This is a genomic window from Nocardiopsis coralliicola, assembly GCF_054779695.1.
Window position 1 is genome coordinate 24,840 of sequence record NZ_BAAGXT010000037.1, and the last position, 25,391, is coordinate 50,230.

Consider the following 25,391-nt stretch of genomic DNA (forward strand, 5'->3'; position numbering starts at 1 on the left):
GGGTCAGTCGCCGCAACGAACGGCGAATCGAGTGTGGGGGTCTGCGGCGTGGTCCACGTTTCACGTGAAACAGAGACTCCGTCGCCGCCAGGGTTCTCGGGCACGAATGAGTTCACCTCTTCCGTCCGCGCTTTTTTCTTCCGCTCCGTCGCGAAGAAGACGGGGCGGCGCGATCGATCTCAGACGTCACCGTGACGCGAACGACCGTGGTAGCGGGATCGACCTTACCGCTCCCCACTCGAATCACATCGGCGACGCTTGGGCGTTGTTTCGACAAATCCGAGCGGGAGTCGGCGAGTTCGCTCTCTGCCTGCTCTCCCTTGAGCGCGAGCAGCGACCCTCCCTTCCGTAGCAGCGGGAGTGCCCACCCGGCCAGACGTGTCAACGGGGCGACAGCCCGGGCAGTCACCATGTCGGCTTCCAGGGTCTTCTGCTCCTCGGCTCGCCCCCGGAGGACGCGCACGTTGGGGAGCTCCAGGAGCTCGACCGCTTCAGAGAGAAAGACCGTACGGCGCAGCAGCGGCTCCAGCAGGATCACGGTCAGGTCGGGGCGGAGAATGCCGAGTACGATCCCCGGAAGCCCCGCTCCCGACCCGATGTCGACCACCTGGGCGCCCTGGGGAATCACCTCCTCCACCACGGCGCAGTTGAGGATGTGCCGCTCCCAGAGCCGCGGCACTTCGCGCGGTCCGATCAGTCCGCGTTCCACCCCGGCATCGGCGAGCAGGTCGACAAAGCGCTCCGCTACGGGAAGGCGCTCACCGAACAGTGCGACCGCCTCCTCCGGGGGCTCCACGCTCCGATCAGCACCCGAGGTCATCGTCACCACCTTGGTCTCTCCGTCGTTGGTCGTCCACCGCCCGCAGGGCAATCCGCTCCAAAAGCCCCGCACCTCTCAGCGACGTAGCCACTCAGCGATCCATCCCCATGTCGACATCGCGACCTCGCCCGCGCGACCATGACGCCGCGGGCAACGCTCAGCGGATGCTTGTCCGGCCGCGCGAGCGAGTCGGCAGACGACTCTGTCCGCGCACCCGCCATCCCCGTGCCAGCGGGCGCCACCACATCTCTTCCACGCTCCAGCGGCAAAGCGCTCTGCCGACGAATCACTCAGGCGCCCTATCACTCTGTCGACAGAACGCCACAGCGACCGGAAGGGACACGGGGGCGGCACTCGGCGCCGGGCACCGCCGAGAGGGGAGCGTCCCACGCGTGAACATCCAGAGACGCCCACCGAACGGCCCGATCGGCTAGCCGCATCAGACAGCCTCCCGATTGACGGCGCCACAGCCGCGGAATGGCCGGAACGGCCGCAGGCACGGTACTCACCGTCTCACGGGCACTGCCGCGGCCGGCACGCCGGAGCGCCCCTCTGATGATAAACGGGATCCACTCGTCGCCGGGTTTCACGTGAAACACGGATGGGAGACGAGAAGCGCAACGGGCGCTCCCGATGGACCGGGAGCGCCCGTTGCGCTTCTCTGCGGCACCGTGAGCGTGCCGTTCTGTCCTGTTCTGCAGCGGCGCGGGGCCGCGGCCCGCTACTCGGCCGGACGCACCACGACGTAGCGGTACGGCTCTTCACCGTCGGATTCGCTGACCAGTCCGGCGGCCGCAACCGCGTCGTGCACGACCTTGCGCTCGAACGGCGTCATCGGCTCCAGTGCCTTCGACTCCCCGGAGCTCTTCACCTCCGCGGCGGCGTCACTTCCCACCCGGGTGAGCGCCTTTCGGCGCCCCTCCCGGAATCCGCCGATGTCGAGCATCAGTCGACTGCGCTCGCCAGTGGCGCGGTGCACAGCGAGCCGGGTGAGCTCTTGGAGCGCCTCGAGAACCTCGCCCTCGTCACCGACGAGCTCGTCCAGGGTGTCCCCGACGACCGATACCAGCGCCCGGTCCCCCTCGACGTCCATGTCGATATCGCCGTCGAAGTCGGCGATATCGAGCAAGCCCTCGATGTAGTCCGCGGCGATATCGCCTTCGTTCTCCAGGGCTTCGACGTCGGTTTCGGGCGCCGGGGCGTCCGCGACGGCGACGCCTCCACCGGCCTCTTCGGCGACCTCGGTCTTGCCGTTACTCACAGTGCGCTGTCTCCTTCACGTCCGCTCCCCTGCGGCCGGTGCGCCTCCGGGGCCTTCCGCCTGCACACCGCCGTGCCGCCGACACCTCTGCCGATCACTCACTTGTTGGAGCTGCCACCGGCACGCTTGGCCCGGGACTGCTTCTTCGGCTGCTTGCGTTCGATCTTAGGCTGTTCGACCGGCTCTGGCGCGGACTCCTTGCGCTTGCCGAGCATGCCCTTTGCAGAACCGTTCGACGCGCCGCCCTTCGGGCTGTTCGAACCGCCCTTCTTGGCGGCCTGCTCCGCCTCCGCATCGCTGCCGGGGGCCGGGTAGCGGCGGTAGATGAGCGTCTGCTGCCCCATGGTCCACAGGTTGTTGGTGACCCAGTAGATCAGCACGCCAAGCGGCATCCCCAGGCCGAAGAGACCGAACGCCGGCGCCATGTAGACCATGATCTTCTGCGACTGCGCCATCGGGTTGTCGGGCATCTGGTTCGACGTGCGCTTCATGCTCTGCCGCATGGTGAGGAACGTCGTGGTGGCCATGATGATGCAGGCGACGATGATGACGGCCTTGGCGATGGTCGGGTTCGACCCGAACGCCTGGAGCTCCTCCGGAGAGCTGGTGAACTGGGCCGCGATCGGCACGTGGAAGACCAGTGCCCCCCGTGCGCTCTCCGCGAGCTCCGCGGTGAAGCCGTACTGGGCGTTGCCCTGAGCGACCGAGCGCAGCACGCTGAAGAGAGCGAAGAAGACGGGCATCTGCAGCAGGAGCGGCAGGCACCCCATGATGGGGTTGGCGCCGTTCTCCTGGTACAGCTTCATCATCTCTTGCTGCTGGCGCTGCTTGTCGTTCTTGTAGCGCTCCTGCAGCTTCTTCAGCTTGGGCTGCATGTCCTGCATCTTGCGCTGCGTGTTCATCTGCTTGACGAACAGCGGCACCATGATCAGGCGCAGGAGGAACGTCAGAAAGACGATCGACAGCCCCCAGGCCCAGCCCCCGTCCGGGTCGAGACCCAGGAAGCTCAGGCCGGAGTGGATGCGGATCAGCACCCACCCGACGATGTTGTAAAGCCAGTCCAGCACCGGCCACTCCTCTTGCTTCGGTTCGGCTACGAGTGCGCGGGGCCGGGGTCGGGGGTACCGCCGGTACCGTCCGCGCCGCCGGCGCTCGAGTCCTCGGCCTGGTTGTCGCGTCCGCCGCGCGGCGGAACGGGATCCAGCCCACCTGGGTGGAACGGGTGGCATCGGGCGATCCGGGCGATCCCCAGCCACAGCCCTCGGAGCGGTCCGTGGACCTGCAGTGCTTCTACGGCGTAGGCACTACACGAGGGGTAGAAGCGGCAGACCGGCGGGAACAGCGGGCTGATGAACCTCTGGTAGCCCCGAATGGGCAGGATGAGGGCCCGCGCCAGCGTGTTCGGTCGGTCGTGCGTCATCGGTCCGCCATAGGTCCGCCGCCGGCCGCCGGGCCCGGAGCGCCCGCACCTCTGCCCCGGCCCCTGCGCGGGGCGCCGGTTCTGGGGCGGCGGGCTGCTGCGAGTGCGCCATCGAGCTGGGTGGCCAGCGTGTCGTATGCAAGATGCGCGGCCAGTGGCTTGGCGCGCACTACCAGCAGGCTACCCGGAGGCAGATCAGCAACCCGATCCCGCATCAGGTGGCGGAGTCGGCGCTGGACACGCTTGCGGACGACCGCGTTGCCTACGGCCTTGCTGACGATGAAGCCGACCCGCGGCGCGGCATCCGCCGCCGCGGGCCGGTCTCCGGCGATCAGGACCACGCCCAGCCCTTCGCGGCCGGCCCGGCGACCGGTGCGCATGACGAGGCCGAACTCGGCGCTGCGCCGCATGCGGTTGGGCGAGGACAACATGGGATGGGTCCTACTTGGTCCTAGAACACACGAAGAAGACCGGCCGCCGAGCGGGCAGACCGGTCCTGGCTCAGGGGCTGCGCCGTGGTCAGTGACTCACGGTCAGCGCGGCGCGGCCCTTCTTGCGGCGGTTGGCGATGATCGCGCGGCCGGCGCGAGTCCGCATGCGCAGCCGGAAACCGTGGACCTTGGCACGGCGCCGGTTGTTCGGCTGGAACGTACGCTTGCTCACTGCTACTCCAGGGGCTTCTCGAAAAGTGCTCGACGCGGCCCCCGTCGGACCGCTCGATGTTCCTGCTCGTCAACGTCGCGGGGGACGCCCGGTACTGGGGAACATCGCCCGCTCGTGCCGCACCTACCGGCGCCACGCACGCGGATTCCACCGTCTGTGGAGTCCGGGCGAAGGCGCGCAGAGAGATCGCGACGTAAGCATAAAGAAGATACGGCGCGTCCCGGCGGCGGTCAAATCGGCCCAGCCCGCGCCGAGCCGTCGCGACCTGGGCCGATCGCCGCTCGCGGGTGAGCCCGCCCACGCGGGATGCGGATCAAGGCGCCGCGCGGGCGTCCCCACAGGTTGTCCACAGGGGTACGCCACGACTGCGTCCTGACCGGCTGCGCGGGAGGCATCCGGGACTGTTGTCCACAGTATCTGCGGTCTGTGGAAATCGCGTCATCCACAGTGGGGACGGGCGAACATTCTCCTCTAGGCTGTGGATAACGTGGAACGGTGCCGGGCTGGGGAGAACGCGGGGCAGAGCAGGGTGCAGAACGGGCTAATCGCCCGGCACTGCCGGGTATCCATAGCCTGCGATCTGCGAATTGTGGATAACCCAGGGATTGACTGCATCCTGTGACAGGCTGTGCACGAACCGGTGCACAACCTGTGGACATCCCTGATTCCCTGGGGAAACCGTCCGGTGTGCACAGCGCCGGGCACCCGTTCTCCCGGATGCCCGGTGTACACAGGACATCCACAGGATCAGCCGAGTCATCCACAGAACGGCGGCAGCACGCCGGCGCCTGCTGCCCCGTCCGCGCCCCGGCAGCAGGCCGCTCGACCGAGACCGCATCCGCCGCATTTCCGCCGGCTCCGCAGCGCCGGAGCCGACCGACCCGCGAGCAGGGAGAAGGGGACCGACCATGGCAGGGCACCGTGTCTGACGCCCAGGTGAACCTCGCGTCCGTGTGGGCCAGCGTGCTCGACAGCCTGGACAACACCGTGCTGCCCCCGCATCAGCGCGCGTGGCTCCCGCAGACCCGACCGCTCGGGCTGATCGAGGACACCGCGCTGCTCGCGGCCCCGAACGACTTCGCCAAGGAGATCCTGGAGACGCGCCTGCGGGACAGCATCAGCCGTGCGCTCTCCGCGGAGCTCGGCCGGGAGATCCGGGTCGCGGTCACCGTCGACCCCGCGGCGGTCCAGCCGCCCCCGCCCCCGCCCTCGGCACCCGGCTATCCCCAGTCGGGCCCGCAGAGCCCGCCGCCGGGAACCCCGCCCTATCCCGCGGCCCCCTACCCGCAGGAGCCCCCGCAGGACCAGGGCTCCTACGGGACCGGCGACCCCTACCCGGGCGCCCCGTCCGCCCAGCCGCAGGCCGCCGCTCCGCCCTACCCCGGCGCCGGCGACAGCGGGCCGCGGCACGCCGCTCCGCTCTTCCCCAGCGACCCCCCTGCTCCGCACAGCCCGTCCGCCCCGCGCGGTGACGCACCGGACGAATACCGCGGGGAATCCTCCGCTGCCCCGTGGGACACCCACCCGCGGCAGGAGCAGGCATGGCCGACGCAGTGGGACCAGCACCAGCACCACAGTGCCGGCCAGGCCGGCGTCCCCGACAGCGGGGTGCAGCAGCCGGTCTGGGATCAGCCGCGCCAGGGCGGCCGGGCCGACTACGCCGCCCCGGCCGCCGTCGAGCCGCCGCAGCGCGAGCCGGCATGGGAGCAGAGCAGCTGGGACCGCCCGTCGTGGGAGCGGTGGGATGCTCCGAACCGCTGGGAGAGCGCCGCTGCCCCCGAGCGCTCCGGCGACCACTCCCCCAGCCCTGTGGACGGCGGGCCCGGGGCTCCGCCCGCGCACGAGGAGTTTCCGCCGCCCGGTCCGGCCGGCGGAGCCGAGGACCGGCCCGGCCCGGTGCCCCCGCCTCCCGTGCCCAGCGCGCCCGACACCGAGGGCGGCAACCAGCCGCACACCTCCGCCGAGCCGGCCCGGCTCAATCCGAAGTACACCTTCGACACCTTCGTCATCGGGTCGAGCAACCGGTTCGCACACGCGGCGGCGGTCGCTGTCGCCGAGGCGCCGGCCAAGGCGTACAACCCGCTGTTCATCTACGGCGGCTCCGGTCTGGGCAAGACGCACCTGCTGCACGCCATCGGCCACTACTCGCAGCGCCTCTACGACGGCGCGCGCGTCCGGTACGTGAGCTCAGAGGAGTTCACCAACGAGTTCATCAACTCCATCCGCGACGGCAAGGCCGACGGGTTCCGGCGCCGCTACCGGGACATCGACGTGCTGCTGGTGGACGACATCCAGTTCCTGGAGAACAAGGAGCAGACGCAGGAGGAGTTCTTCCACACCTTCAACACGCTCCACAACTCCAACAAGCAGATCGTCATCTCCAGCGACCGGCCGCCGAAGCAGCTGGTCACGCTGGAGGACCGGCTGCGCAACCGGTTCGAGTGGGGGCTCATCACCGACGTCCAGCCGCCCGAGCTGGAGACGCGCATCGCGATCCTCCGCAAGAAGGCCGCCCAGGAGGGGCTTGCCGCTCCCCCGGAGGTGCTGGAGTTCATCGCCAGCAAGATCTCCACGAACATCCGCGAGCTCGAGGGCGCGCTGATCCGGGTGACCGCGTTCGCCAGCCTCAACCGGCAGTCGGTCGACCTGCACCTCACCGGGATCGTGCTGAAGGACCTCATCCCCGACGACGAGGGCCCGGAGATCACCGCGTCGGCGATCATGGCGCAGACCGCGTCCTACTTCGGTCTCACCACCGAGGACCTGTGCGGCACCTCGCGCTCCCGGGTCCTGGTCACCGCCCGGCAGATCGCCATGTACCTCTGCCGTGAGCTGACCGACCTGTCCCTGCCCAAGATCGGCCAGCAGTTCGGCGGGCGCGACCACACCACGGTGATGCACGCCGACCGGAAGATCCGGTCGCTGATGGCGGAGCGGCGGTCGATCTACAACCAGGTCACCGAACTCACCAACCGGATCAAGCAGGAGTCCCGCAACGGCTGACCCGCCGTCCCGCACCGCTGTCCACCGCATGTGCACAGATTCGGCGCGGGTGCACGGGCCCGGCGATTCCCGACCGGACCCGGCCATTGGCGACGCCGGACCGATTTTTTTCTCCGTCCGGCGCTCCCGCAACGTCGGGTTATCCCCAGGGGAGCCGCAAAATCTGTGGATATCCGGTGGACAACCCTGAGGACAACTCCGTTTTCCTGTGGGCAACCTGAGGATGAACGGCGCCTTCCTGTTGACGGAGCCCGCCGCGGGGTCCTGAGCCCCGGTGGACCGCCTGTGGGAAAACTGGGGACAACCGGTGGACGGGCGGTGGATAACCGGGGGACAACCTGTGCACGCTCTTCCGGCCTCCACAGGCACCCGCGGTTCTCCACACCCGATACCCACAAGCGCGGTGGATAAAAAAGAGGTCTTGACCTGGGGGAAGGACCCTTATCCACAGTATCCACAGCCCCTACTATTACTGCTCCCCCTAAGAGAGCTCATTCTGCTTCGAAAACAGGTTGGGCCCGATTCTGTGGATGACCGCTCCGGAGCGCTTCCGGCCGTGGCCTGACCGGTGCGCCGCTGCTCGTGGATCAGGTGTGGCAGGCAGCGGCTCCGGGTGAATGCGGGTACCGTGGGGACCACCTCAAGAGCCCGCGGCACGCTCCGCCGCCCGCAGCCCGCCTCCGGCTCCCGGCCCCGGGCCCCGCGCGGTCGGCCAGACCCCCCGAAGCCGGGCCCAGACGTACACGGGGCTGCGAGTCCCAGGACCCCTGCGAAGAGAGTGAGTCGGATCGTGAAGTTCCGGGTCGAACGCGATGTGCTCGCCGACGCCGTCGCCTGGACGGCGCGCAGCCTGCCCGCACGGCCGTCGGTGCCGGTGCTCGCAGGGATGCTGCTCAGCGCCGAGGAGACCGGCGGTTCCGCGCGCCTGCGGCTCTCGGCCTTCGATTACGAGGTCTCCGCCCAGGTCTCGGTCGACATCGATGTGGAAGAGCCCGGCACCACGCTGGTCTCCGGGCGCCTGCTCGCCGAGATCACCCGGAACCTCCCTCCACAGACTGTGGAGATCAGCACCGACGGCGCCAAGGTCGTGGTCTCCTGCGGGAGTGCCACGTTCACACTCCTCACACTGCCTGTGGAGGACTACCCCACCCTGCCGGACATGCCCGGCCCCACGGGCACCATCGGCTCCGACGTCTTCGCCTCCGCGGTGAGCCAGGTGGCCGTCGCCGCCGGCCGCGACGACACGCTGCCGATGCTGACCGGCGTCCGGGTCGAGATCGAGGGCGGCACCGTCACCCTCGCCTCCACCGACCGGTACCGCCTCGCGGTGCGCGAGCTCGAGTGGAAGCCGGAGAACCCCGAGCTGTCCGCGGTGGCCCTCGTGCCCGCGAAGACGCTCGCAGACACCGCCAAGTCGCTCACCTCCGGCGCGGAGGTCTCCATCGCGCTCGCCAACGGCGAGGACGGCGACGGCATGATCGGCTTCGAGGGCGGCGGCCGCCGCACCACCACCCGGCTGCTGGACGGCGAGTTCCCCAAGTACCGGGCGCTGCTGCCGGATTCGTTCAACTCCCTCGCCGAGGTGCAGAAGTCGGAGTTCATCGAGGCCGTCAAGCGCGTTTCGCTCGTCGCCGAGCGGAACACCCCGCTGCGCCTGGCCTTCAGCGAGGGCCGGGTCGTGCTGGAGGCCGGCACCGGCGACGAGGCGCAGGCCGTCGAGGTCCTGGACGCCTCCCTGGAGGGCGACGAGATCCAGATCGCGTTCAACTCCGGGTTCCTGCTGGACGGGCTCGGCGCCGTCGACTCCGACATCGCCCGGCTGCAGTTCACCACGTCCACCAAGCCGGCCATCATCTCCGGTAAGCCCGCCGACGACACCGCCGGATCCGACTACCGCTACCTGATCATGCCGGTGCGGCTGTCCGGCTGAGCATGATCCGCAGCACGGGACCCGCCGCACACGTCCGGCAGGCGCGGCTGCTGCACGCACGGTGCGCCACCGGTTCCGCGGCCGCCGCGGAACCCCGGGCGGCGCGGGTGCCGAGTGACCATTTCTAGGGGGAGAAGCAGAATGAAACTGGGCCTGGTCGGCTTGGGCAAGATGGGCGGCAACATGGCCGCCCGGCTGCGCGACAAGGGGCACGAGGTCGTCGGCTTCGACTTCAACCCCGCCGAGCGCGACGTCGACAGCCTCGCGGACCTGGTGCAGGCGCTGGAGCCCCCGCGCACGGTCTGGCTGATGGTCCCCGCGGGCGACCCGACCCTCGGGGTGATCGCCTCGCTGGCGGAGCTGCTCGAGTCCGGCGACCTGATCGTGGAGGGCGGCAACTCCCACTACGTCCAGGACCGCAAGAACGCGGACGGCCTCAAGGAGAAGGGCATCCGCTATCTCGACGCCGGCGTCAGCGGCGGCGTCTGGGGGCGGCAGAACGGCTACGGCATCATGGTCGGCGGGGCGCCGGCCGACGTCGAGCGGGTCAAGCCGGTGTTCGACGCGCTCACCCCGGATGACGGCGGCGGTTACGTGCACGCCGGCGGCGTCGGTGCCGGGCATTTCGTGAAGATGGTCCACAACGGCATCGAATACGGCATGATGCAGGCGTTTGCCGAGGGATTCGAGCTGATGGCCGCCTCCGACATCGTCGACGACGTGCCGGGCACGTTCGAGAGCTGGCGGGAAGGCACTGTGGTCCGCTCCTGGCTGCTGGACCTGCTCAGCCGCGCGCTCGAAGAGGACCCCAACCTCGACCAGCTGCGCGGCTACGCCCAGGACTCCGGCGAGGGGCGGTGGACCGTGCAGGCCGCCGTCGACCACGCCGTGCCCGCGCCGGCCATCACCGCCGCCCTCTACGCCCGGTTCGCCTCCCGGCAGGAGGACAGCCCGGCGATGAAGGTGATCGCGGCGCTGCGCAACCAGTTCGGCGGCCACGCCGTCACCCGCACCACCGACGACCCGGCGCGCACCCCGCGCAGCTGACGCATCCGGTCCGGCGCCCGGCCCGGAGGTCTCTGCGGGACCGGTTTCGGGGCAGCGCCGATGCAGACACGCCGTGCCCGATGCGGGGTGGCGCGGGAGGTCCGGCGCCACCCCGCTGGCAGGCTGCGAAGCGGGCTCCCTCCCCTGGCGCGGGGCGGGTTTCACGTGAAACCCGCCGCCGGCGGGACCGAGCACGGCGCGGCTGCGCAGGGGCGGCCGAGGCGGAGCAGCCGGCGCAGAGAGCCCAGGGACGGAGAGGACGAGCCGTGTACGTATCGCATCTGCAGCTGGCCGACTTCCGCTCCTACCCCCAGGCCCACCTTGAACTCGAGCCGGGGATCAGTACGTTCCTCGGCCCCAACGGGCAGGGCAAGACCAACCTCATCGAGGCGATCGGGTACGTCGCCACGCAGGGCAGCCATCGCGTCTCTTCGGACACGCCGCTGGTGCGGCGCGGGGCCGAGCGCGCCATCGTCCGGTGCGCCGTGGTGCGCGGTGAGCAGCGGGCCGTCATCGAGCTGGAGATCAACCCCGGGCGGGCCAACCGGGCCCGGCTGAACCGCGCCGCCGCCACTCGCCCCCGTGAGGCACTGGGCATCCTCCGCACCGTCCTCTTCGCGCCGGAAGACCTGGCACTCGTCAAGGGCGACCCCGGCGACCGCCGGCGCTTCCTCGATGACCTGCTCGTCACCCGCACGCCGCGGCTGGCCGGCGTCCGCTCTGACTACGACCGCGTGCTCAAGCAGCGCAACGCACTGCTGAAGTCGGCGTCGGCCCGCTACCTCAAGCGCCAGGAAGTCGACCTGTCGACGCTGGACGTGTGGAACGACCACCTGGCCGAGGCCGGCGCCGAACTGCTCGCGGCACGGCTGGCGCTCGTCGCCGAGCTGCAGCCGCTCGTCGCCAAGGCCTACGGAGAACTCACCGCCGGCAGCGCCGCCACGGTGCTGCGGTACCGCAATTCGGCCGATCCCGACGGGCCGGTGCCCGACACGGAGGACCGGGACCGCATCGCCGCCGGGATGCGCTCGGCCATGGAGGAGGCCCGCCATCAGGAGCTGGCGCGCGGCGTCAGCCTGGTCGGCCCGCACCGGGACGAACTCCTGCTCGAACTGGACGGGTTGCCCGCCAAGGGCTATGCGAGCCAGGGCGAATGCTGGTCCTATGCGCTCGCTCTGCGCCTGTCTGCGTTCGAGCTGCTGCGCGCCGACGGCGACGACCCGGTACTCCTGCTCGACGACGTCTTCTCCGAGCTCGACGCGGAGCGCCGCCGCCGCCTAGCCGACCACGTCCGGCACGCCGAACAGGTCCTGGTGAGCGCTGCGGTCGCCGACGACGTGCCCGAGGAGCTGCGCGGCGCCCGCTTCCGGGTGCGCACCGGAGCGGTCGCCGGAGAGGGCGAGCCGTTTCCCGACTCCGACCCCGACGGTGGCTTCGGCCGGGAGGCCGAGACCTCTGATGCCGCTTCCGGCAGTGGTGCCGGCGGGGAGGGCGAGGCATGACCGACGACGCGAACGCTGCCGCGGGCGGACCGGAGGCCGGTGACGGTCCGGTGCCGTCTGGTGCCGAGCTGGCCCGCCAGGAACTGGCCCGGGCCCGGGCGGCGGCGCGGGAACGCGGCGGAACGGGCCGCGCCGCACCCCGGCGGCGCTCCGGAGCCCGAGTCCGGTCCCGCCGCGATCCGCAAATGTTCGGCGACGCAGTGCGCGCCTGGCTGATCGAGCACGGCTGGCAGGACGAGGTGGCCGTGGGCGGCCTGTTCGGCCGGTGGAACGAGATCGTGGGCGACTTCAACGCCCAGCACCTGCAGCCGGTCTCCTTCGAGGGCGGCGAGCTGGTCGTCGCGGCCGACTCCGCCACCATGGCAGCGCATGCCCGGGCGATGGTCCGCGACCTGCTGCGCCGGATCAACGAGGAGCTGGGGCACGGCGCCGTCCAGACCATCACCGTCCGCGGGCCGGGCCGCGGACGCTCAACCGGGCGGTTGCGGGCCCGCTGACCCGGGAGCTCCGCCGCGGCCGCCGGTCGGCTCCGGGCGCGCGGCGGCTGCCGGGGACCCGTTCCCGCGGGAGCGGGCGCATCGGTACGCGGCGCGGAACGGAACGGCCGTCGCGCCGTCCGGAACCGGTCGCACAGTCGCGTCGAGGGGTCGTCCCGGGCAGCTGCGGGAGCCGGCCCCGTGCCAGACCGCTCGGGCACCGGTCTCCGCCGCGGCCGGCGGCGGCACCCGAACGCGCGGTGGTGGAACGGCTCTGCGGTAGCACCGCGGGGAAGGGCCCGCAGCGCGACCGCGGCAGCGTCTGCGCAGCTCCGGCCGGTGGCGGACGGATGAACCCCCGATGAATCCGCACCGTAGGGGGACCCTCGCGGTCGGTGGTGCGGTGGGCCCCGGAGCCGATTCGGATTCCGGTGCCGCCCGGCACACCCGCCGATGGGCGCCGGACGCGCCTGAATCACGCGCGGACATGACGCGGCGCCGGGGCGCGTGTAGGGAGTCATCGGCCGGTCTGTTAGCCCGCTGTCGGGCGGCACAGCGCCGCCAATGCCACCTTCGCGCCGCGCGCGCGGTATCATGGGAGCGGTTCTTCGGACGCTTTCGCCGGTACGGCCCCCCAGTGACGGGTGGCGGGACCACGGCCGTGAACGGGGTCCGGTCGGTGGAGCGCCAAGCGGTCGGGACGGCCCCCGAGTCGGCCCGCGCATAACGGTGCTGACGCTGCCGGCCGCCCTCCCCGCTTCCCGGGCGCGGCCGCCGGTGGGAGGCGTCCCCCAGCAGGAGGGTGTACCCACTTGGCCTACGATGCTCGATCTATCACGGTTCTGGAAGGACTCGAGGCGGTCCGTAAACGCCCCGGCATGTACATCGGATCCACCGGTGAGCGGGGCTTGCACCACCTCGTATCCGAGGTCGTGGACAACTCGGTCGACGAGGCCATGGCGGGCTACGCCGACGCCATCGAGGTGACGCTCCTCGCCGACGGCGGTGTGCGCGTCGACGACAACGGCCGCGGCATCCCCGTCGACCTCCACCCGGTGGAGAAGCGCCCGGCGCTGGAGCTCGTGCTTTCCACGCTGCACGCGGGCGGCAAGTTCGACAGCAAGTCCTACGCGGTCTCCGGCGGCCTGCACGGCGTCGGCGTCTCCGTCGTCAACGCGCTGTCGACCCGGCTCGAGGCCGAGGTCCGCAGGGACGGCCACGTGTGGCGCCAGGACTACGAGATGACCCGCCCGACCGGCGACATCGCCAAGGGCGAGGAGACCTCGGAGACGGGCACCCGGATCACCTTCTGGGCGGACCCGGGCATCTTCGAGACCACCACCTACAGCTTCGAGACGCTGGCCCGCCGCCAGCAGGAGATGGCGTTCCTGAACAAGGGGCTGTCCATCACCCTGCGGGACGAGCGGCCGGAGTTCACCCCCGACGGCCCGGTGGTGCAGACGTACCACTACAAGGACGGCCTGGTCGACTTCGTCCGGCACATCAACGCCAAGAAGGAGCCCTCGCACGTCTCGGTCATCGACTTCGAGGAGGAGGGCGAGGGCATCGCGGTCGAGATCGCGATGCAGTGGAACCAGTCCTTCACGTCGTCGGTGCACACCTTCGCCAACACCATCAACACGGCGGAGGGCGGCACGCACGAGGAGGGCTTCCGCTCCGCGCTGACCACGGTGGTGAACCGCTACGCGCGCGAGCAGCGGCTGCTGCGCGAGAAGGACGACAACCTCACCGGGGACGACGTCCGGGAGGGCCTCACCGCGATCATCTCGGTGAAGCTGGCCGACCCCCAGTTCGAGGGGCAGACCAAGACCAAGCTGGGCAACACCGAGGCGAAGTCGTTCGTGCAGCGGGTCGCCAACGAGCACCTGCGCGACTGGTTCGAGCGCAACCCCGGCGAGGCCAAGGACATCGTCACCAAGGCGAGCCAGGCGGCGCGGGCGCGCATCGCCGCCCGCCAGGCGCGCGACCTGACCCGGCGCAAGACGCTGCTGGAGTCCACGTCCCTGCCGGGCAAGCTCTCCGACTGCCAGTCGACGGAGCCGGAGAAGTCCGAGGTCTACATCGTCGAGGGAGACTCGGCCGGCGGTTCCGCCAAGGGCGGGCGCGATCCGCTCTACCAGGCGATCCTGCCGATCCGCGGCAAAATCCTCAACGTGGAGAAGGCCCGCATCGACCGGATCCTCAAGAACAACGAGGTCCAGGCGATCATCACCGCCCTGGGCACGGGGATCCACGACGACTTCGACATCACCAAGCTGCGGTACCACAAGATCATCCTGATGGCGGACGCCGACGTCGACGGCCAGCACATCCGGACCCTGCTGCTGACGCTGCTCTTCCGGTTCATGAAGCCCCTCGTCGAGGCCGGCCACGTCTACCTGGCGATGCCGCCGCTGTACAAGATCAAGTGGGACACCCGCGGCAGCGACGCCGACTACGTCTTCTCCGACCGGGAGCGCGACGAGGCGATCGAGCGCGGCATCGCCGCCGGCAAGCGCGACCCGCGCCCCCGCGACTTCGTGCAGCGGTTCAAGGGCCTCGGCGAGATGAACGCCGACGAGCTCTGGGAGACCACGATGGACCCCGCGAACCGGCTGCTCATGCAGGTGACCCTGGACGACGCCGCACAGGCCGACGAGCTGTTCAGCGTGCTCATGGGCGAGGACGTCGAATCCCGGCGCTCCTTCATCCAGCGCAACGCCCGCGACGTGCGGTTCCTGGACATCTGACCCCGGTGCCGACCCCGGCCCCGCGCGGACCGGAGCCGACCGCGCCCGCCTTGCAGGACTCACCAGAAAGGTTCGACATCCAGTGACGGATGCGAATACCCCACAGCCGCCGGAACCCCCGGAGGAGGGCGGCGGGCTCGCCCAGCGCGTCGAGCCCGTCGACATCCAGGTCGAGATGCAGCGCAGCTACCTCGACTACGCGATGTCGGTCATCGTCGGCCGCGCCCTGCCCGATGTCCGCGACGGCCTGAAGCCCGTCCACCAGCGCGTCCTCTACGCGATGTACGACGGCGGCTACCGCCCCGACCGCGGCTACTTCAAGTGCGCCCGCGTCGTCGGCGACGTCATGGGCAACTACCACCCGCACGGCGACTCGGCGATCTACGACACCCTCGTCCGCCTCGCCCAGGGGTGGTCGATGCGGATGCCGCTGGTCGACGGCAACGGCAACTTCGGCTCGCCGGGCAACGACCCGGCGGCGGCGATGCGCTACACCGAGTGCAAGCTCGCGCCGCTCGCCATGGAGATGCTGCGGGACATCGAGAAGGACACGGTCGACTTCCGGCCGAACTACGACGGCCGGTCCGCCGAGCCCGAGGTCCTCCCGGCCCGCTTCCCCAACCTGCTGGTCAACGGCTCGTCCGGGATCGCGGTCGGGATGGCCACCAACATCCCGCCGCACAACCTGCGCGAGGTCGCGCGGGGCGTCGAGTGGTACCTGGACAACCCCGAGGCCGAGGACGAGGAGCTTCTCGAAGCCCTCATCGAGCGGGTCAAGGGCCCGGACTTCCCGACCAGCGGCCGGATCGTCGGCCGCCGCGGCATCGAGGAGGCCTACCGCACCGGGCGCGGCTCCATCACCATGCGCGCCGTCGTCGAGGTCGACGAGGACTCCCGCGGCCGGCAGGTGCTGGTCGTCACCGAGCTGCCCTACCAGGTCAACCCGGACAACCTCGCGCTGAAGATCGCCGAGCTCGTCAAGGACGGCAAGGTCAGCGGCATCGCCGACGTGAAGGACGAGACGAGCGGCCGCACCGGCCAGCGCCTCGTCATCGTCCTGAAGCGGGACGCCGTCGCGAAGGTCGTGCTGAACAACCTGTACAAGCACACCCAGCTGCAGGAGACGTTCGGCGCGAACATGCTCGCCCTGGTCGACGGGGTGCCGCGGACCCTCCGGCTGGACCAGCTCATCCGGTACTGGGTCGTGCACCAGGTCGAGGTGATCGTCCGCCGCACCCGCTACCTGCTGCGCAAGGCCGAGGAGCGGGCCCACATCCTGCGTGCGCTGCTGCGCGCCATCGACCGCATCGACGACGTCATCGCACTCATCCGCGCGTCGGCCTCCGCGGACGCCGCGAAGACCGGCCTGATGGAGATGCTGGAGATCGACGACGTCCAGGCGCGGGCGATCCTCGACATGCAGCTGCGCAAGCTGGCCGCCCTCGAGCGGCAGCAGCTCACCGCCGAGTACGACGAGCTCATGGCGCAGATCGAGGACTACAACGACATCCTCGCCTCGCCGGAGCGGCAGCGCTCCATCATCCGCGCGGAGCTCGGCGAGATCGTCGAGAAGTACGGCAATGACCGCCGGACGCAGATCGTCCCCTTCGAGGGCGACATGCGGATGGAGGACTTCATCGCCGAGGAGGACGTCGCGGTCACCATCACCCGCGGCGGCTACGCGAAGCGGACCCGCCTGGACGGCTACCGCGCCCAGAAGCGCGGCGGCAAGGGCGTGCGCGGCGCGCAGCTCAAGCAGGACGACATCGTCCAGCACTTCTTCGTCACCACCACGCACAACTGGATCCTGTTCTTCACGAACAAGGGCCGCGTGTACCGGACGAAGGCCTACGAGCTGCCGGAGGCCGCGCGCGACGCCCGCGGCCAGCACGTCGCCAACATGATGGAGTTCCAGCCCGACGAAGAGATCGCCCAGGTCATGGCGCTGCGCGACTACGATGCCGCGCCGTATCTGGTCCTGGCCACGCGCGAGGGCCTGGTGAAGAAGTCCCGGCTGCAGGACTTCGACTCGGCGCGCTCGGCGGGGATCATCGCGATCAACCTCCGCGACGACGACGAGCTCATCTCCGCCCGGCTGGTGTTCCCCACCGACGACCTGCTGCTCATCAGCAGCGACGCGCAGGCCATCAGGTTCCAGGCGTCGGACGAGTCGCTGCGGCCGATGGGGAGGGCGACCAGCGGTGTCATCGGTATGCGGTTCACCGAGGACGCGCACCTGCTGAGCATGGACGCCATCCGCCAGGACGACGGTCCGGTGGACGTGCTCGTCGCCACGGCGGGCGGCTACGCCAAGCGCACGCCGTCCGACCAGTACCCGGTGCAGAACCGCGGCGGCAAGGGCGTTCTCACCGCCAAGGTCGTGGAGGCCCGCGGCGAACTCGTCGGCGCCGCCATGGTCCACCCGGAGGAGGACGAGGTCTTCGCGATCACCTCGGTGGGCGGCGTGATCCGCACCCGCAGCGCGGAGATCAAGCAGTCCGGCCGCGCCACGATGGGCGTCCGGCTGGTCAACCTCGGCAAGAACAACCACGTGGTGGCCATCGCCCGCAACGCCGAGGCGGACGACCCCGAAGACGACGGGGCCGACACCGAGGCCGCCGAAGAAACCGCGGACGCCGGCGGTGTCGGCGCCAGCGCGGCTGAGCCCGATGCGGACGGGGCGGAAGCCTCCGGCGGCGACGCCGGCGGCTCGGGCGGGGAGTCCTGACCCCCGTTCGGCTATTACCGTGGTGTGCGGAGGGGCGAGTGCCCCTCCGCACACCTCTCCCGGTCCCCTCCCCCGCACCGGTCGCCCACATTTTCACCCGTCGATGGAAAGTCCAGCGGTAACGTGGCTATGTCTGACAAGACGAAGCAGGACTCAGATGTGACGACCTCCTCGGACGACCCCTCCGCAGAAGCGCCTGCGGGTTCGGCCGCGGAGGAGTCCGGCACCGAGGCGGCCCAGGAGGCCGGCTCCGGGGCGGACGCGTCCGCCGACGGGGATTCCACCGACTCCTCCGGCGCTGCGCCCGAGAGCGCCCCGGAACCCGGCGCCGGCAGCAGCTCCGGGGACACCGAAGACGGGGAGGGCGCCGGCGCCGGCACTGCCGCCAAGGCCTCCGGCGCCAAGGGCTCCGCGGCGAAGAGCCGGAGCACGGGGGCCAAGAGCCGGGCAGCAGGCAGCCGGACCTCGGGGAAGTCCGGCCAGAAGAGCACCAAGGGCAGCAAGAGCGGGGCGGGCGCGGGCTCGGCCGCGGCGGGCCCGGCGGCTGCGGAGCAGGGGACCGCCCCGGCGGGCGATGCAGCGGAGGCCGAGACCGCGGGCAGCGCCTCGTCCGGCGAGGCCGGCGAGAAGGCGGAGCCCGCGGAGAAGCCCGGCGGCAGTGCGGCAGCGCCCAGCGCCGGGACGTCCCCGACTCGGGCAGCGGGGACGGCGGCGGAGAAGAGCTCCGCGGCCGGGGCAGGACCGGCCGGTGCCGGTTCGGCGAAGGCGACCGCGGGGAAGGCCACGGGCGCGGCCGCATCGGGTGCCGCCGGGTCGGCCAGCGCGCCGTCGCGTCCGAGCGGGTCCGGCCCGAGCATGGTGGCGGGGAGCGCCCCGAAGGGGGCCAAGGCGCAGGGGGAGTCGTCCATGTCGATACCGCGGCACGACCAGCCGGGTCAGAGCGGCACGGCCTCGGAGGCCGCCCGTGCGGCGCAGCAGTCGCCGGTGGGCGCGGCCAAGTCGGCGCGCAAGGCCCACCTGAGCCTGAGCCGGATCGAGCCCTGGTCGGTGATGAAGTTCAGCTTCGTCATCTCGCTGGTGTGCTTCATCGTGCTCTTCGTCGCTGTCGCGGTGATCTACGCGATCCTCTCCGGCCTCGGTGTCTTCGACGCCCTGGCGGACATGCTGACGGCGCTCACCGAGGGCGGCGAAGGCGAGGGCGGCGAGATCCCGATCAACCCGGCCGCCTGGTTCTCCCCGGCCCGGGTGCTGGGCTACACGGGTCTGATCGGCGCGCTGAACATCGTGCTGATCACCGCCTTGGCTACGGTTTCGGCGATGCTCTACAACCTCGCCGCGGACCTCGTCGGCGGCATCGACGTCACCCTCTCCGAGGCAGAGTAGAAGCCGGTCCGGCCGGTCCGCCGGCCGGACCAACCCCTCCGCACAGCCGCTACACTGGTGGCAGCGGAGGGACCCCCTCCCCGCCGGTTCAACCCGGTTCGCCGCTCCCCCGGGATGCGGTAGAGTTCCACTCGGAACGCGGGCGTATAGCTCAGTCGGTTAGAGCGCATCCCTGATAAGGATGAGGCCCCAGGTTCAAGTCCTGGTACGCCCACCAGCGAAAAGGCTCCCACACGGGGGCCTTTTTTCATGCCCGTGCGCCACACGTGCGCCGCCGGGGTCCCTGTTCCGGGCACTTTCTGGATTGCTGCCCCTGAGCAGCGCAACCGCGCCTGGCCCCGCGGTGCCCTTCGGCCGCGGCCGCCGAGCGCCGCCGGCTACTGCGGGCCATCGGGGGACGGGTCGCCGGTCCGCGTCCTCCGGGCCGGGGGAGAACCGCGGGCGGGGTGGCGCACCATGCACGGTTCCGCCGCCACCGACCTCCGCGAGAGGCGTGCGCCGCAGGTAGAGAGAGCGCCATGTCGACGTGGCGCCATGCAGCCGTGCCGCCATGGAGACAGGGCTGCCGGACTGCCGGACGGTCCGGGCAGCAGCCTCAGAGGCTGCAGGTGCACTGCGTCAGGGCGGCGCCTGCGATGGTGGTGGTGAGCAGGAGGACCAGGGGCGCGGCGGCCGCGCAGACGGCTGCTGCGGCCATGATCCTGCGGAGGGTGCGGTGGCGCGGGGCCGGAAGCGGAGTGAGCAGGCGCCGGACGCGCTGGACGGGGCAGGCGCCGAGGACGCCCAGGGTCGCCTCAGGGGCGGCCGTGCGCGCGCCGGCCATGGCGCCGAGGGCGTGGGCGAGGGCGGCGGGGCCGGCGGCGCGGACGGCCCGGTCGTCGGCGGCCCACTCGACCAGGACGGCGGTCTCCTCCTCGGCGGCCGCGAGGAGGGGCACGCCGGGAAAGGCGGTGTTCAGCAGCCGGACCCAGCCGACCATGGCGTGGTGGCGGCCGGTGAGGTGGGCGCGCTCGTGGGCGAGCACCGCGCGGAGCTCCCGCGGCGTGAGCGCGTCCACTGCCCCCTGGGTCACGACGACGCAGGCCCGGTCCCCGGGGAGGCAGTAGACCTCGGGGCGGCTGCGCGGAACCAGGTGCACCCGGTGGCCTTCGACCACCGCGGTCCGGCCGGCGGCGTCCAGGCCGCTCACGTGGCTGCGGCGCCACTGCGCAGAGCGGATCGCGCGCCGCACGGAAACCCAGGTGAACCGCAGCAGCAGGCCGGCGGCCGCGGCAGCGAGGACGGGAAGCAGCAGCGCGCCGCCGTTGCGGTGGATCGCCTGCGCCAGAGTGACGCATGCGGTGAGGAACCCCTTGAGCCCGGGGCCGAGGGCCTCGATCGCCACCAGCAGGAGGAACGCGGCCCAGGACAGGAGCCAGGCAGCCGTTGCCGCCAGCCACGCGGCGAGCATCGCGCGGGGCCCGAGCGAAGCGCCGCCGCCCAGAGCACGCAGCGCGGCCGGCCCGGCGGTGCTGAGGGCTGCGGCAGCGGCGAGCCACACCAGGGCAGCGAGCACGGCTACTCCTCCCGCGGGACGTCGGCCAGCAGGGCACGCAGGGTGGCGGCGTCCGCGTCGGACATGTCGTCGATGAAGCGCAGCAGCGTGGCGCGCGGATCACCGCTGTCGACCAGCGCCCCGTGCATGAGGCGTGCCGCGTAGTCGCTGCGCTCGTGCAGCGGGCGGTAGAACCAGACCCGCCCGGTCCGCTCCCGGTCCACCCACCCCTTGCGGCGGAGGTTCTCCAGCACGGTGGAGATGGTGGTGTAGGCGGGCTCGCGACCGGAAAGCGCCGTGATCACGTCGCGCACGCTCAGTGCCGCCTCGGCGGACCACAGTGCTTCCAGAACCGCCGACTCCAGCGGACCCAGTCCCGGACGCTCCTGCCCCCGACGGCCCATCGCTGCCTCGCGCCTCCCACCGCTCGCGTCTATTTCTATGCTGTATAGCAGATCTCGGTTGCGCTGCGGGCCGGTCATCGGGCAGGCGGCAGCGCCGCGAACACTTCCCCCGGGCCCGGGTCTTCGACCGGCAGCAGGGCGCTGTCCGCTGTCGCGGCGACCGGGGCCGACCACGGCCCCGAGCCCAGTCCGCGGCCTGTCGCGGCCTCGAGCGCGACCGTGTCCGGCCCGGCCGACCCGTAGACCGCGCCGCCGGCGATGCGCTCCAGCCGGAACTCGCCGGCCGGGGGATCGCGGGACCACAGCGGCTCGGCACCCGTGCCGCCGAAGGCCGCCAGCACCTCCTCCCCCGCGGCGTCCAGGCCGTGCACGAGGGAGCGGTCGCCGCCTTCGTCGCCGACCAGGACGGGCTCGCGGCCGGCGGCCAGTCCTGCGAGCTGCTCGCCGCTCCGCAGGTCGTGCAGCGTGTAGGCGTACACCTCCCCGCGCTCGCCGTCGGCCCACTCCAGCAGCACGGCCGCGCTGGAGTCGGACTCCGGCCGCGGGCCATAGGAGACGACCGGTGCCGCCCCGGCCGGCGGGTCCGGCACCCGCAGGCCGCCGCTGTCCCACAGCGCGCGGCCGTCCGCCGTGTTCCGGGCCTCCAGCCGGTCGCCGTCCCGCACCAGGAGGGCCCCGCCGTGCTCGTGCAGGATCTCCAGGTCCCCGTCCTCCTCGTCCGCTGCGGCGCGGCCGGTCTCCGCGGTCAGCGCCAGCTTCGGGCCGCTGCGCGCGCTGATGATGGTGTGCTCGATCGCACCGAAGACGAGCCCCGGCCCGGTGAGCGTGCCGGGCACGTCGACCGGGCCCCAGGCCTTGGTGCCGTCGGCCGGGTCGTAGGCCGCGGCGGTGGTGCGGGTTGCGGCCGCGCCGCGGTCCGGGTCGGCATCGCTGTCCAGCAGCACGACCAGGTCCCGGCCGCCGATGCGGGTGACGGCGAACCCGGTGCAGCTCGGGTTGCGGGGCGTCTCCCAGCGGGTGGTGCCGTCGGCGTCCACGCCGAGGAAGCGCAGGTCGTGCTCGCCTTCCGCGGGCATGACCAGGCCCACGTAGCCGTCGCCGGCCGCTTTGGGCGCGGAGGAGAACGGAGCCCGCCAGAGCGGTTCGGGGTGCAGTGCGGGCGGGACGGCCGACGGTTCGACGCCGGGCGCGGCCTCCGGCGGCGCGGACCGCGGTTCGGCGTCGTCCGCAGCTCCGACGTCCCGCCCGCAGGCCGCGGCGAGGAGCAGCAGGGCGGCTGCGGCGGCCTGCCCGGAGAGGCGGCGCCGCCGGTCACGCGCCGCGGTCATCGTGCACCTCCGCCTCCTCCTGCGCTCTCGCGCGGCGGCGCGCCCAGCGGTGCAGCACGACCGCGGCTGCCACCGCCGCCCCCAGCGCGAGCAGGACGGCGTCGAGGTAGGGGCCCAGCCCGAGCAGGGCGCCCTGGGCGAGGTAGGCGGCCTCTTCGGCCCAGCCCATCCCGGGCACGCCCAGCGACGCGGTGCCGTCGAAGGCGAGGAAGAGCACCCCGATGCCGATGAAGATCAGCCCGGAGGCGAGGTTGCCGGAGTGCACCTGGAACCGGCCCACCTGGAAGCTCCTCCCCCGCAGCCACGTCTTGCGGCCCAGGTCGAAGCGGTCCCACAGCAGCGCCAGGCCGAACAGGGGCAGCGCCATGCCCAGCGCGTAGCAGGCGAGCAGCAGCGCCCCGCGGGCCGGTGTTCCGGTCGCCGCCACGGTGAGCACCGCGCCGAGGATGGGGCCGGAGCAGAAGCCGGCCAGGCCGTAGACGGCGCCCAGGCCGAACACCGACGCTGCGCCGCGCCCGCCGGCGAACCGGTTCTGCAGCCGGGCCGCCGGCCCCCAGGCGAACCCGATGCCGAGGATCTGCACCGCGCCCAGGGCGATGATCAGCACGCCGGCCACGGTGATGAGCGCGCCGCGGTGGCCGTAGAAGAGGGTGCTCACGGCGGCCGAGCCGGCCCCCAGCGGGACGAGCGTGGTGCACAGCCCGGCGAAGAAGACGCCGGTGCGCAGCAGCAGGCGCCCGGGGTCGCGGAAGGCGTAGGCGAAGAACGACGGCAGCAGCAGGGCGCTGCACGGGCTCAGCAGGGCGAGTAGGCCGCCGACCAGGGCGGCGGCGTAGCCGACGTCCATGGTCAGCCCTCCGCCTCGGCCAGCGCGGTGTCGATCGCGTCGGTGAAGACACCGATCGGCTGGGCCCCCATGACCGGCTGCCCGTTGATGAAGAACGCCGGAGTCCCGGAGACCCCGAGCTGCTGCCCTTCGCGGAACTCCTCGTCGACGGCCGAAGCGAGTTCGGGGTCGCCGAGGTCGCTCTGGAACCGGTCGGGGTCCAGGCCCGCTCCGTCGGCGTGCTCGACCAGCTGGGGTTCGAGGTCCGACCCGGCCTCCTTCAGCTCCTCCTGCGCCGCGTACACATCGCGGTGGTACTCCCAGAAGCGGTCCTGTGCGGCCGCCGCGTGGGCGCCGATCGACAGCAGTTCCGACTCCGCGCCCAGGTAGGGGAACTCCCGCCACTCGATGCGCAGGTCGCCCTTGTCGACATAGCGCTCCACGAGCTCGGGCTGCGTCTCGGCGACCCACTTCGCGCAGAACGGGCACTGGTAGTCGGAGTAGGCCACGAGGACGACGGGGGCGTCCGCCGGCCCCAGCGCCATCGGGTCCTCGGCGTCGCGGCGCGCCAGCGTCTCACCGAGCTCCCGCAGCTCGGGTGTGACTCCGCCGGCGGGCCCCGCGCCGCCGGAAGGTGCGCCGCCCTCCCCGCCGGCCCGGTACAGGCCGACCGCTCCGACTGCCAGGATGACGGTCACCACCGCCCCGACGATCCACCAGAGCGGTCCGCCGCCATCGGGCCGCGCCGTGTTCCGCACTGAAAGCCCCCCTTTTCTATCCCTAATAGAAGTTCCTCTACTCTACATAGAAGAACGGCGGGTGCCGCCCGCCCCGGTGGAAGGGAGTCGGGAATGCGCAGATGGACGCGGCGGCAGTGGGCGGTGGCGGTCGGCGGGGCGGTCCTGCTGCTGGTCGTCCTGGGGATCCCCGCGGTCCTCATCCCCAACGGGCTCTTCACTCGCGAGATCGAGCCGACCTGGTGGTCCTATCCGGTCTGGGCTGCCACCGCGGTGCTCGGCGGCGTGCTGATGGCGACCTACGCGGGCCCGGGCGGGGCTGGGGCGTGCGCCGTCCCGCGCCGCCAGGGACTCGGCGGCGGGCTGCTCGCCTGGTTCGCCATCGCCTGCCCGGTCTGCAACACGCTGGTCCTGGCCGCAGTGGGGACCGCCGGTGCGCTGAACTGGTTCGCCCCCGCGCAACCGGTCCTCGCCCTGCTGGGCCTCGGCCTGCTGGCCTTCGCCGTGCGGACCCGGCTGCGCACGGCACCGGAGCCGCCCGCCGTCCAGCTCCGCGGCGCATCGGACTGACCCGGCCCGGCAGATGGCGCGGCACAGCGAAGGGGCCCCGCGGCTCAGCCGCGGGGCCCCTTCGCTGTCGGTGCGTATCGGGGGTCAGGCGGGCGCGTTGTGCGGGTTCGGGCGGCGGGGGGCGAGGCGGCCCTTGGTGACGGCGAAGAGGAGGAGGGCGACCAGGCCGACCGCGGCGACCTCGGTCGGGCCTGCCGGGTCGAAGACCGCGGCGCCCTTGAGGCCGGAGACCGTGTTGATGGCGGCGTGCACGACCACCGCGGCGAAGACGCCGCCGCGGGAGGCGTTGAACACGTGGCCGAGGACGACGGTGAGCGCGACGCAGAGCAGCGTGTAGGCCGGGAAGTACATCTCCGACTGCATGGTGCCGGCCATGTGGAACACCGGGGCGTGCCAGACGGCCCAGATCAGGCCGAGTACCACGTTGGCGGCTAGGGGCGGCAGGGCGCCCTGAAGGCGGGGCTGGGCGAAGCCGCGCCAGCCCAGCTCTTCGTTGCCGCCGCCGGCCAGGGCGATCACCAGGAACTGGATCGGGGCCGTTGCGAGCGCGGCCTGCAGTGCGGGCTGGTCGATGCCGGCGCCTTCGAGCAGGACCGGCCCCGCCGCCGACGCGGCGATCGCGGCGACGACCAGGAATCCGATCAGGTAGGGCACCAGGCCGCCGCGGAACGGCGAGAGGCGGCGGAACAGCGCACCGACGCCGGAGGGGCCGTGGTTGGCGAGGGTCACCAGGACCGCGCCGACCATCGGGCCGAACGAGCCGACGACCACGAAGGGCATCGGGCCGAGGGCCTGGGCCTGCGGGAAGGAGCCGAGCCACCAGACGGTCCAGGAGAAGGCGAAGGTGATGAGGAAGTAGGGGGCGAGGCCGCGGGCCGGCAGGACCGTGGTCCGGGAGGGGTCGGCGGGAGTCGCGGGGGCGGAGGGTGCGGGGGGCTGCGGGCGAGCCGCGGTGTCGTTGGCCATGCCGAAAACATACACCGTTGGATAGCGACATACAACGTAGGAT

The 25,391-nt window shown here is 71.7% G+C and carries 20 protein-coding genes, 1 tRNA gene and 1 pseudogene; 10 read left to right on the forward strand and 12 right to left on the reverse strand.

Annotated elements, in window-relative coordinates; all coding sequences use genetic code 11:
- Positions 1 to 112: 112 nt before the first annotated feature.
- The 6 genes from rsmG to rpmH all read right to left on the reverse strand — a co-directional run bounded on the left by rsmG (position 113) and on the right by rpmH (position 4,164).
- Positions 113 to 820 carry a 16S rRNA (guanine(527)-N(7))-methyltransferase RsmG gene (gene rsmG, locus ACYVGT_RS21185; RefSeq protein WP_460861294.1) on the reverse strand — a complete coding sequence of 236 codons (708 nt, stop codon included), beginning with the start codon at positions 818 to 820 and terminating at the stop codon, positions 113 to 115.
- Between the two features lie 721 nt (positions 821 to 1,541).
- The gene (locus ACYVGT_RS21190; protein ID WP_460861227.1) at positions 1,542 to 2,081 is read right to left on the reverse strand and encodes a Jag family protein; all 540 of its coding nucleotides are present in this window, start codon (positions 2,079 to 2,081) and stop codon (positions 1,542 to 1,544) included.
- Between the two features lie 98 nt (positions 2,082 to 2,179).
- Entirely contained in the window at positions 2,180 to 3,148 is a 969-nt protein-coding gene (yidC, locus tag ACYVGT_RS21195) for a membrane protein insertase YidC (RefSeq protein ID WP_460861228.1), read from the reverse strand.
- 26 nt (positions 3,149 to 3,174) lie between these two features.
- Positions 3,175 to 3,501, reverse strand: coding sequence for a membrane protein insertion efficiency factor YidD (yidD, locus tag ACYVGT_RS21200; RefSeq protein WP_460861230.1), 327 nt, complete (start codon positions 3,499 to 3,501; stop codon positions 3,175 to 3,177).
- Positions 3,498 to 3,932 carry a ribonuclease P protein component gene (gene rnpA / locus ACYVGT_RS21205; protein WP_460861232.1) on the reverse strand — a complete coding sequence of 145 codons (435 nt, stop codon included), beginning with the start codon at positions 3,930 to 3,932 and terminating at the stop codon, positions 3,498 to 3,500. The genes yidD and rnpA overlap by 4 nt, the downstream gene beginning before the upstream one ends.
- Before the next feature lie 88 nt (positions 3,933 to 4,020).
- The gene (gene rpmH / locus ACYVGT_RS21210) at positions 4,021 to 4,164 is read right to left on the reverse strand and encodes a 50S ribosomal protein L34 (RefSeq protein ID WP_460861233.1); all 144 of its coding nucleotides are present in this window, start codon (positions 4,162 to 4,164) and stop codon (positions 4,021 to 4,023) included.
- Between the two features lie 921 nt (positions 4,165 to 5,085).
- Between rpmH and dnaA the strand changes: the two genes are divergently transcribed.
- The 9 genes and pseudogenes from dnaA to ACYVGT_RS21255 all read left to right on the forward strand — a co-directional run bounded on the left by dnaA (position 5,086) and on the right by ACYVGT_RS21255 (position 19,200).
- Positions 5,086 to 7,167, forward strand: coding sequence for a chromosomal replication initiator protein DnaA (gene dnaA / locus ACYVGT_RS21215; RefSeq protein ID WP_460861234.1), 2,082 nt, complete (start codon positions 5,086 to 5,088; stop codon positions 7,165 to 7,167).
- A gap of 790 nt (positions 7,168 to 7,957) precedes the next feature.
- A complete protein-coding gene (gene dnaN, locus ACYVGT_RS21220; RefSeq protein ID WP_460861296.1) occupies positions 7,958 to 9,097 on the forward strand; it encodes a DNA polymerase III subunit beta in 1,140 nt (379 codons plus the stop codon).
- A gap of 141 nt (positions 9,098 to 9,238) precedes the next feature.
- Positions 9,239 to 10,144 (forward strand): phosphogluconate dehydrogenase (NAD(+)-dependent, decarboxylating), encoded by a 906-nt coding sequence (gene gnd, locus ACYVGT_RS21225; RefSeq protein WP_460861236.1) that lies wholly within the window; start codon positions 9,239 to 9,241, stop codon positions 10,142 to 10,144.
- Between the two features lie 266 nt (positions 10,145 to 10,410).
- Positions 10,411 to 11,541: pseudogene (gene recF / locus ACYVGT_RS21230) on the forward strand (DNA replication/repair protein RecF); the annotation flags it as partial.
- A 101-nt stretch (positions 11,542 to 11,642) separates the two neighbouring features.
- Positions 11,643 to 12,143 (forward strand): DciA family protein, encoded by a 501-nt coding sequence (locus ACYVGT_RS21235; protein WP_460861239.1) that lies wholly within the window; start codon positions 11,643 to 11,645, stop codon positions 12,141 to 12,143.
- 791 nt (positions 12,144 to 12,934) lie between these two features.
- Positions 12,935 to 14,872 (forward strand): DNA topoisomerase (ATP-hydrolyzing) subunit B, encoded by a 1,938-nt coding sequence (gyrB, locus tag ACYVGT_RS21240; RefSeq protein WP_460861241.1) that lies wholly within the window; start codon positions 12,935 to 12,937, stop codon positions 14,870 to 14,872.
- 82 nt (positions 14,873 to 14,954) lie between these two features.
- A complete protein-coding gene (gene gyrA / locus ACYVGT_RS21245) occupies positions 14,955 to 17,600 on the forward strand; it encodes a DNA gyrase subunit A (RefSeq protein ID WP_460861243.1) in 2,646 nt (881 codons plus the stop codon).
- A 129-nt stretch (positions 17,601 to 17,729) separates the two neighbouring features.
- Positions 17,730 to 18,983: a DUF3566 domain-containing protein gene (locus ACYVGT_RS21250; protein WP_460861245.1), complete on the forward strand. Its 1,254-nt coding sequence runs from the start codon at positions 17,730 to 17,732 to the stop codon at positions 18,981 to 18,983.
- Positions 18,984 to 19,123: 140 nt separating this feature from the next.
- Positions 19,124 to 19,200: transfer RNA gene (locus ACYVGT_RS21255), tRNA-Ile, on the forward strand.
- A 378-nt stretch (positions 19,201 to 19,578) separates the two neighbouring features.
- On the opposite strand, the gene ACYVGT_RS21260 is transcribed toward ACYVGT_RS21255, so the two are convergent.
- The 5 genes from ACYVGT_RS21260 to ACYVGT_RS21280 all read right to left on the reverse strand — a co-directional run bounded on the left by ACYVGT_RS21260 (position 19,579) and on the right by ACYVGT_RS21280 (position 23,833).
- Positions 19,579 to 20,538, reverse strand: a complete 960-nt coding sequence (locus ACYVGT_RS21260; protein ID WP_460861247.1) for a M56 family metallopeptidase — start codon at positions 20,536 to 20,538, stop codon at positions 19,579 to 19,581.
- A gap of 2 nt (positions 20,539 to 20,540) precedes the next feature.
- Entirely contained in the window at positions 20,541 to 20,921 is a 381-nt protein-coding gene (locus tag ACYVGT_RS21265) for a BlaI/MecI/CopY family transcriptional regulator (RefSeq protein ID WP_460861249.1), read from the reverse strand.
- Between the two features lie 74 nt (positions 20,922 to 20,995).
- Entirely contained in the window at positions 20,996 to 22,249 is a 1,254-nt protein-coding gene (locus ACYVGT_RS21270) for a PQQ-binding-like beta-propeller repeat protein (protein ID WP_460861250.1), read from the reverse strand.
- On the reverse strand, positions 22,233 to 23,096 hold the full coding sequence (locus tag ACYVGT_RS21275; RefSeq protein ID WP_460861251.1) for a cytochrome c biogenesis CcdA family protein: 864 nt from the start codon (positions 23,094 to 23,096) through the stop codon (positions 22,233 to 22,235). Before ACYVGT_RS21275 ends, ACYVGT_RS21270 begins: the two co-directional genes overlap by 17 nt.
- 2 nt (positions 23,097 to 23,098) lie before the next feature.
- Positions 23,099 to 23,833 carry a DsbA family protein gene (locus ACYVGT_RS21280; RefSeq protein ID WP_460861254.1) on the reverse strand — a complete coding sequence of 245 codons (735 nt, stop codon included), beginning with the start codon at positions 23,831 to 23,833 and terminating at the stop codon, positions 23,099 to 23,101.
- 93 nt (positions 23,834 to 23,926) lie between these two features.
- On the opposite strand from ACYVGT_RS21280, the gene ACYVGT_RS21285 reads away from it, so the two are divergent.
- Entirely contained in the window at positions 23,927 to 24,382 is a 456-nt protein-coding gene (locus ACYVGT_RS21285; protein ID WP_460861256.1) for a hypothetical protein, read from the forward strand.
- Positions 24,383 to 24,466: 84 nt separating this feature from the next.
- Here the strand turns inward: ACYVGT_RS21285 and ACYVGT_RS21290 are convergent, their stop codons facing one another.
- Positions 24,467 to 25,348, reverse strand: coding sequence for a CPBP family intramembrane glutamic endopeptidase (locus tag ACYVGT_RS21290; protein ID WP_460861258.1), 882 nt, complete (start codon positions 25,346 to 25,348; stop codon positions 24,467 to 24,469).
- Positions 25,349 to 25,391: the final 43 nt, after the last annotated feature.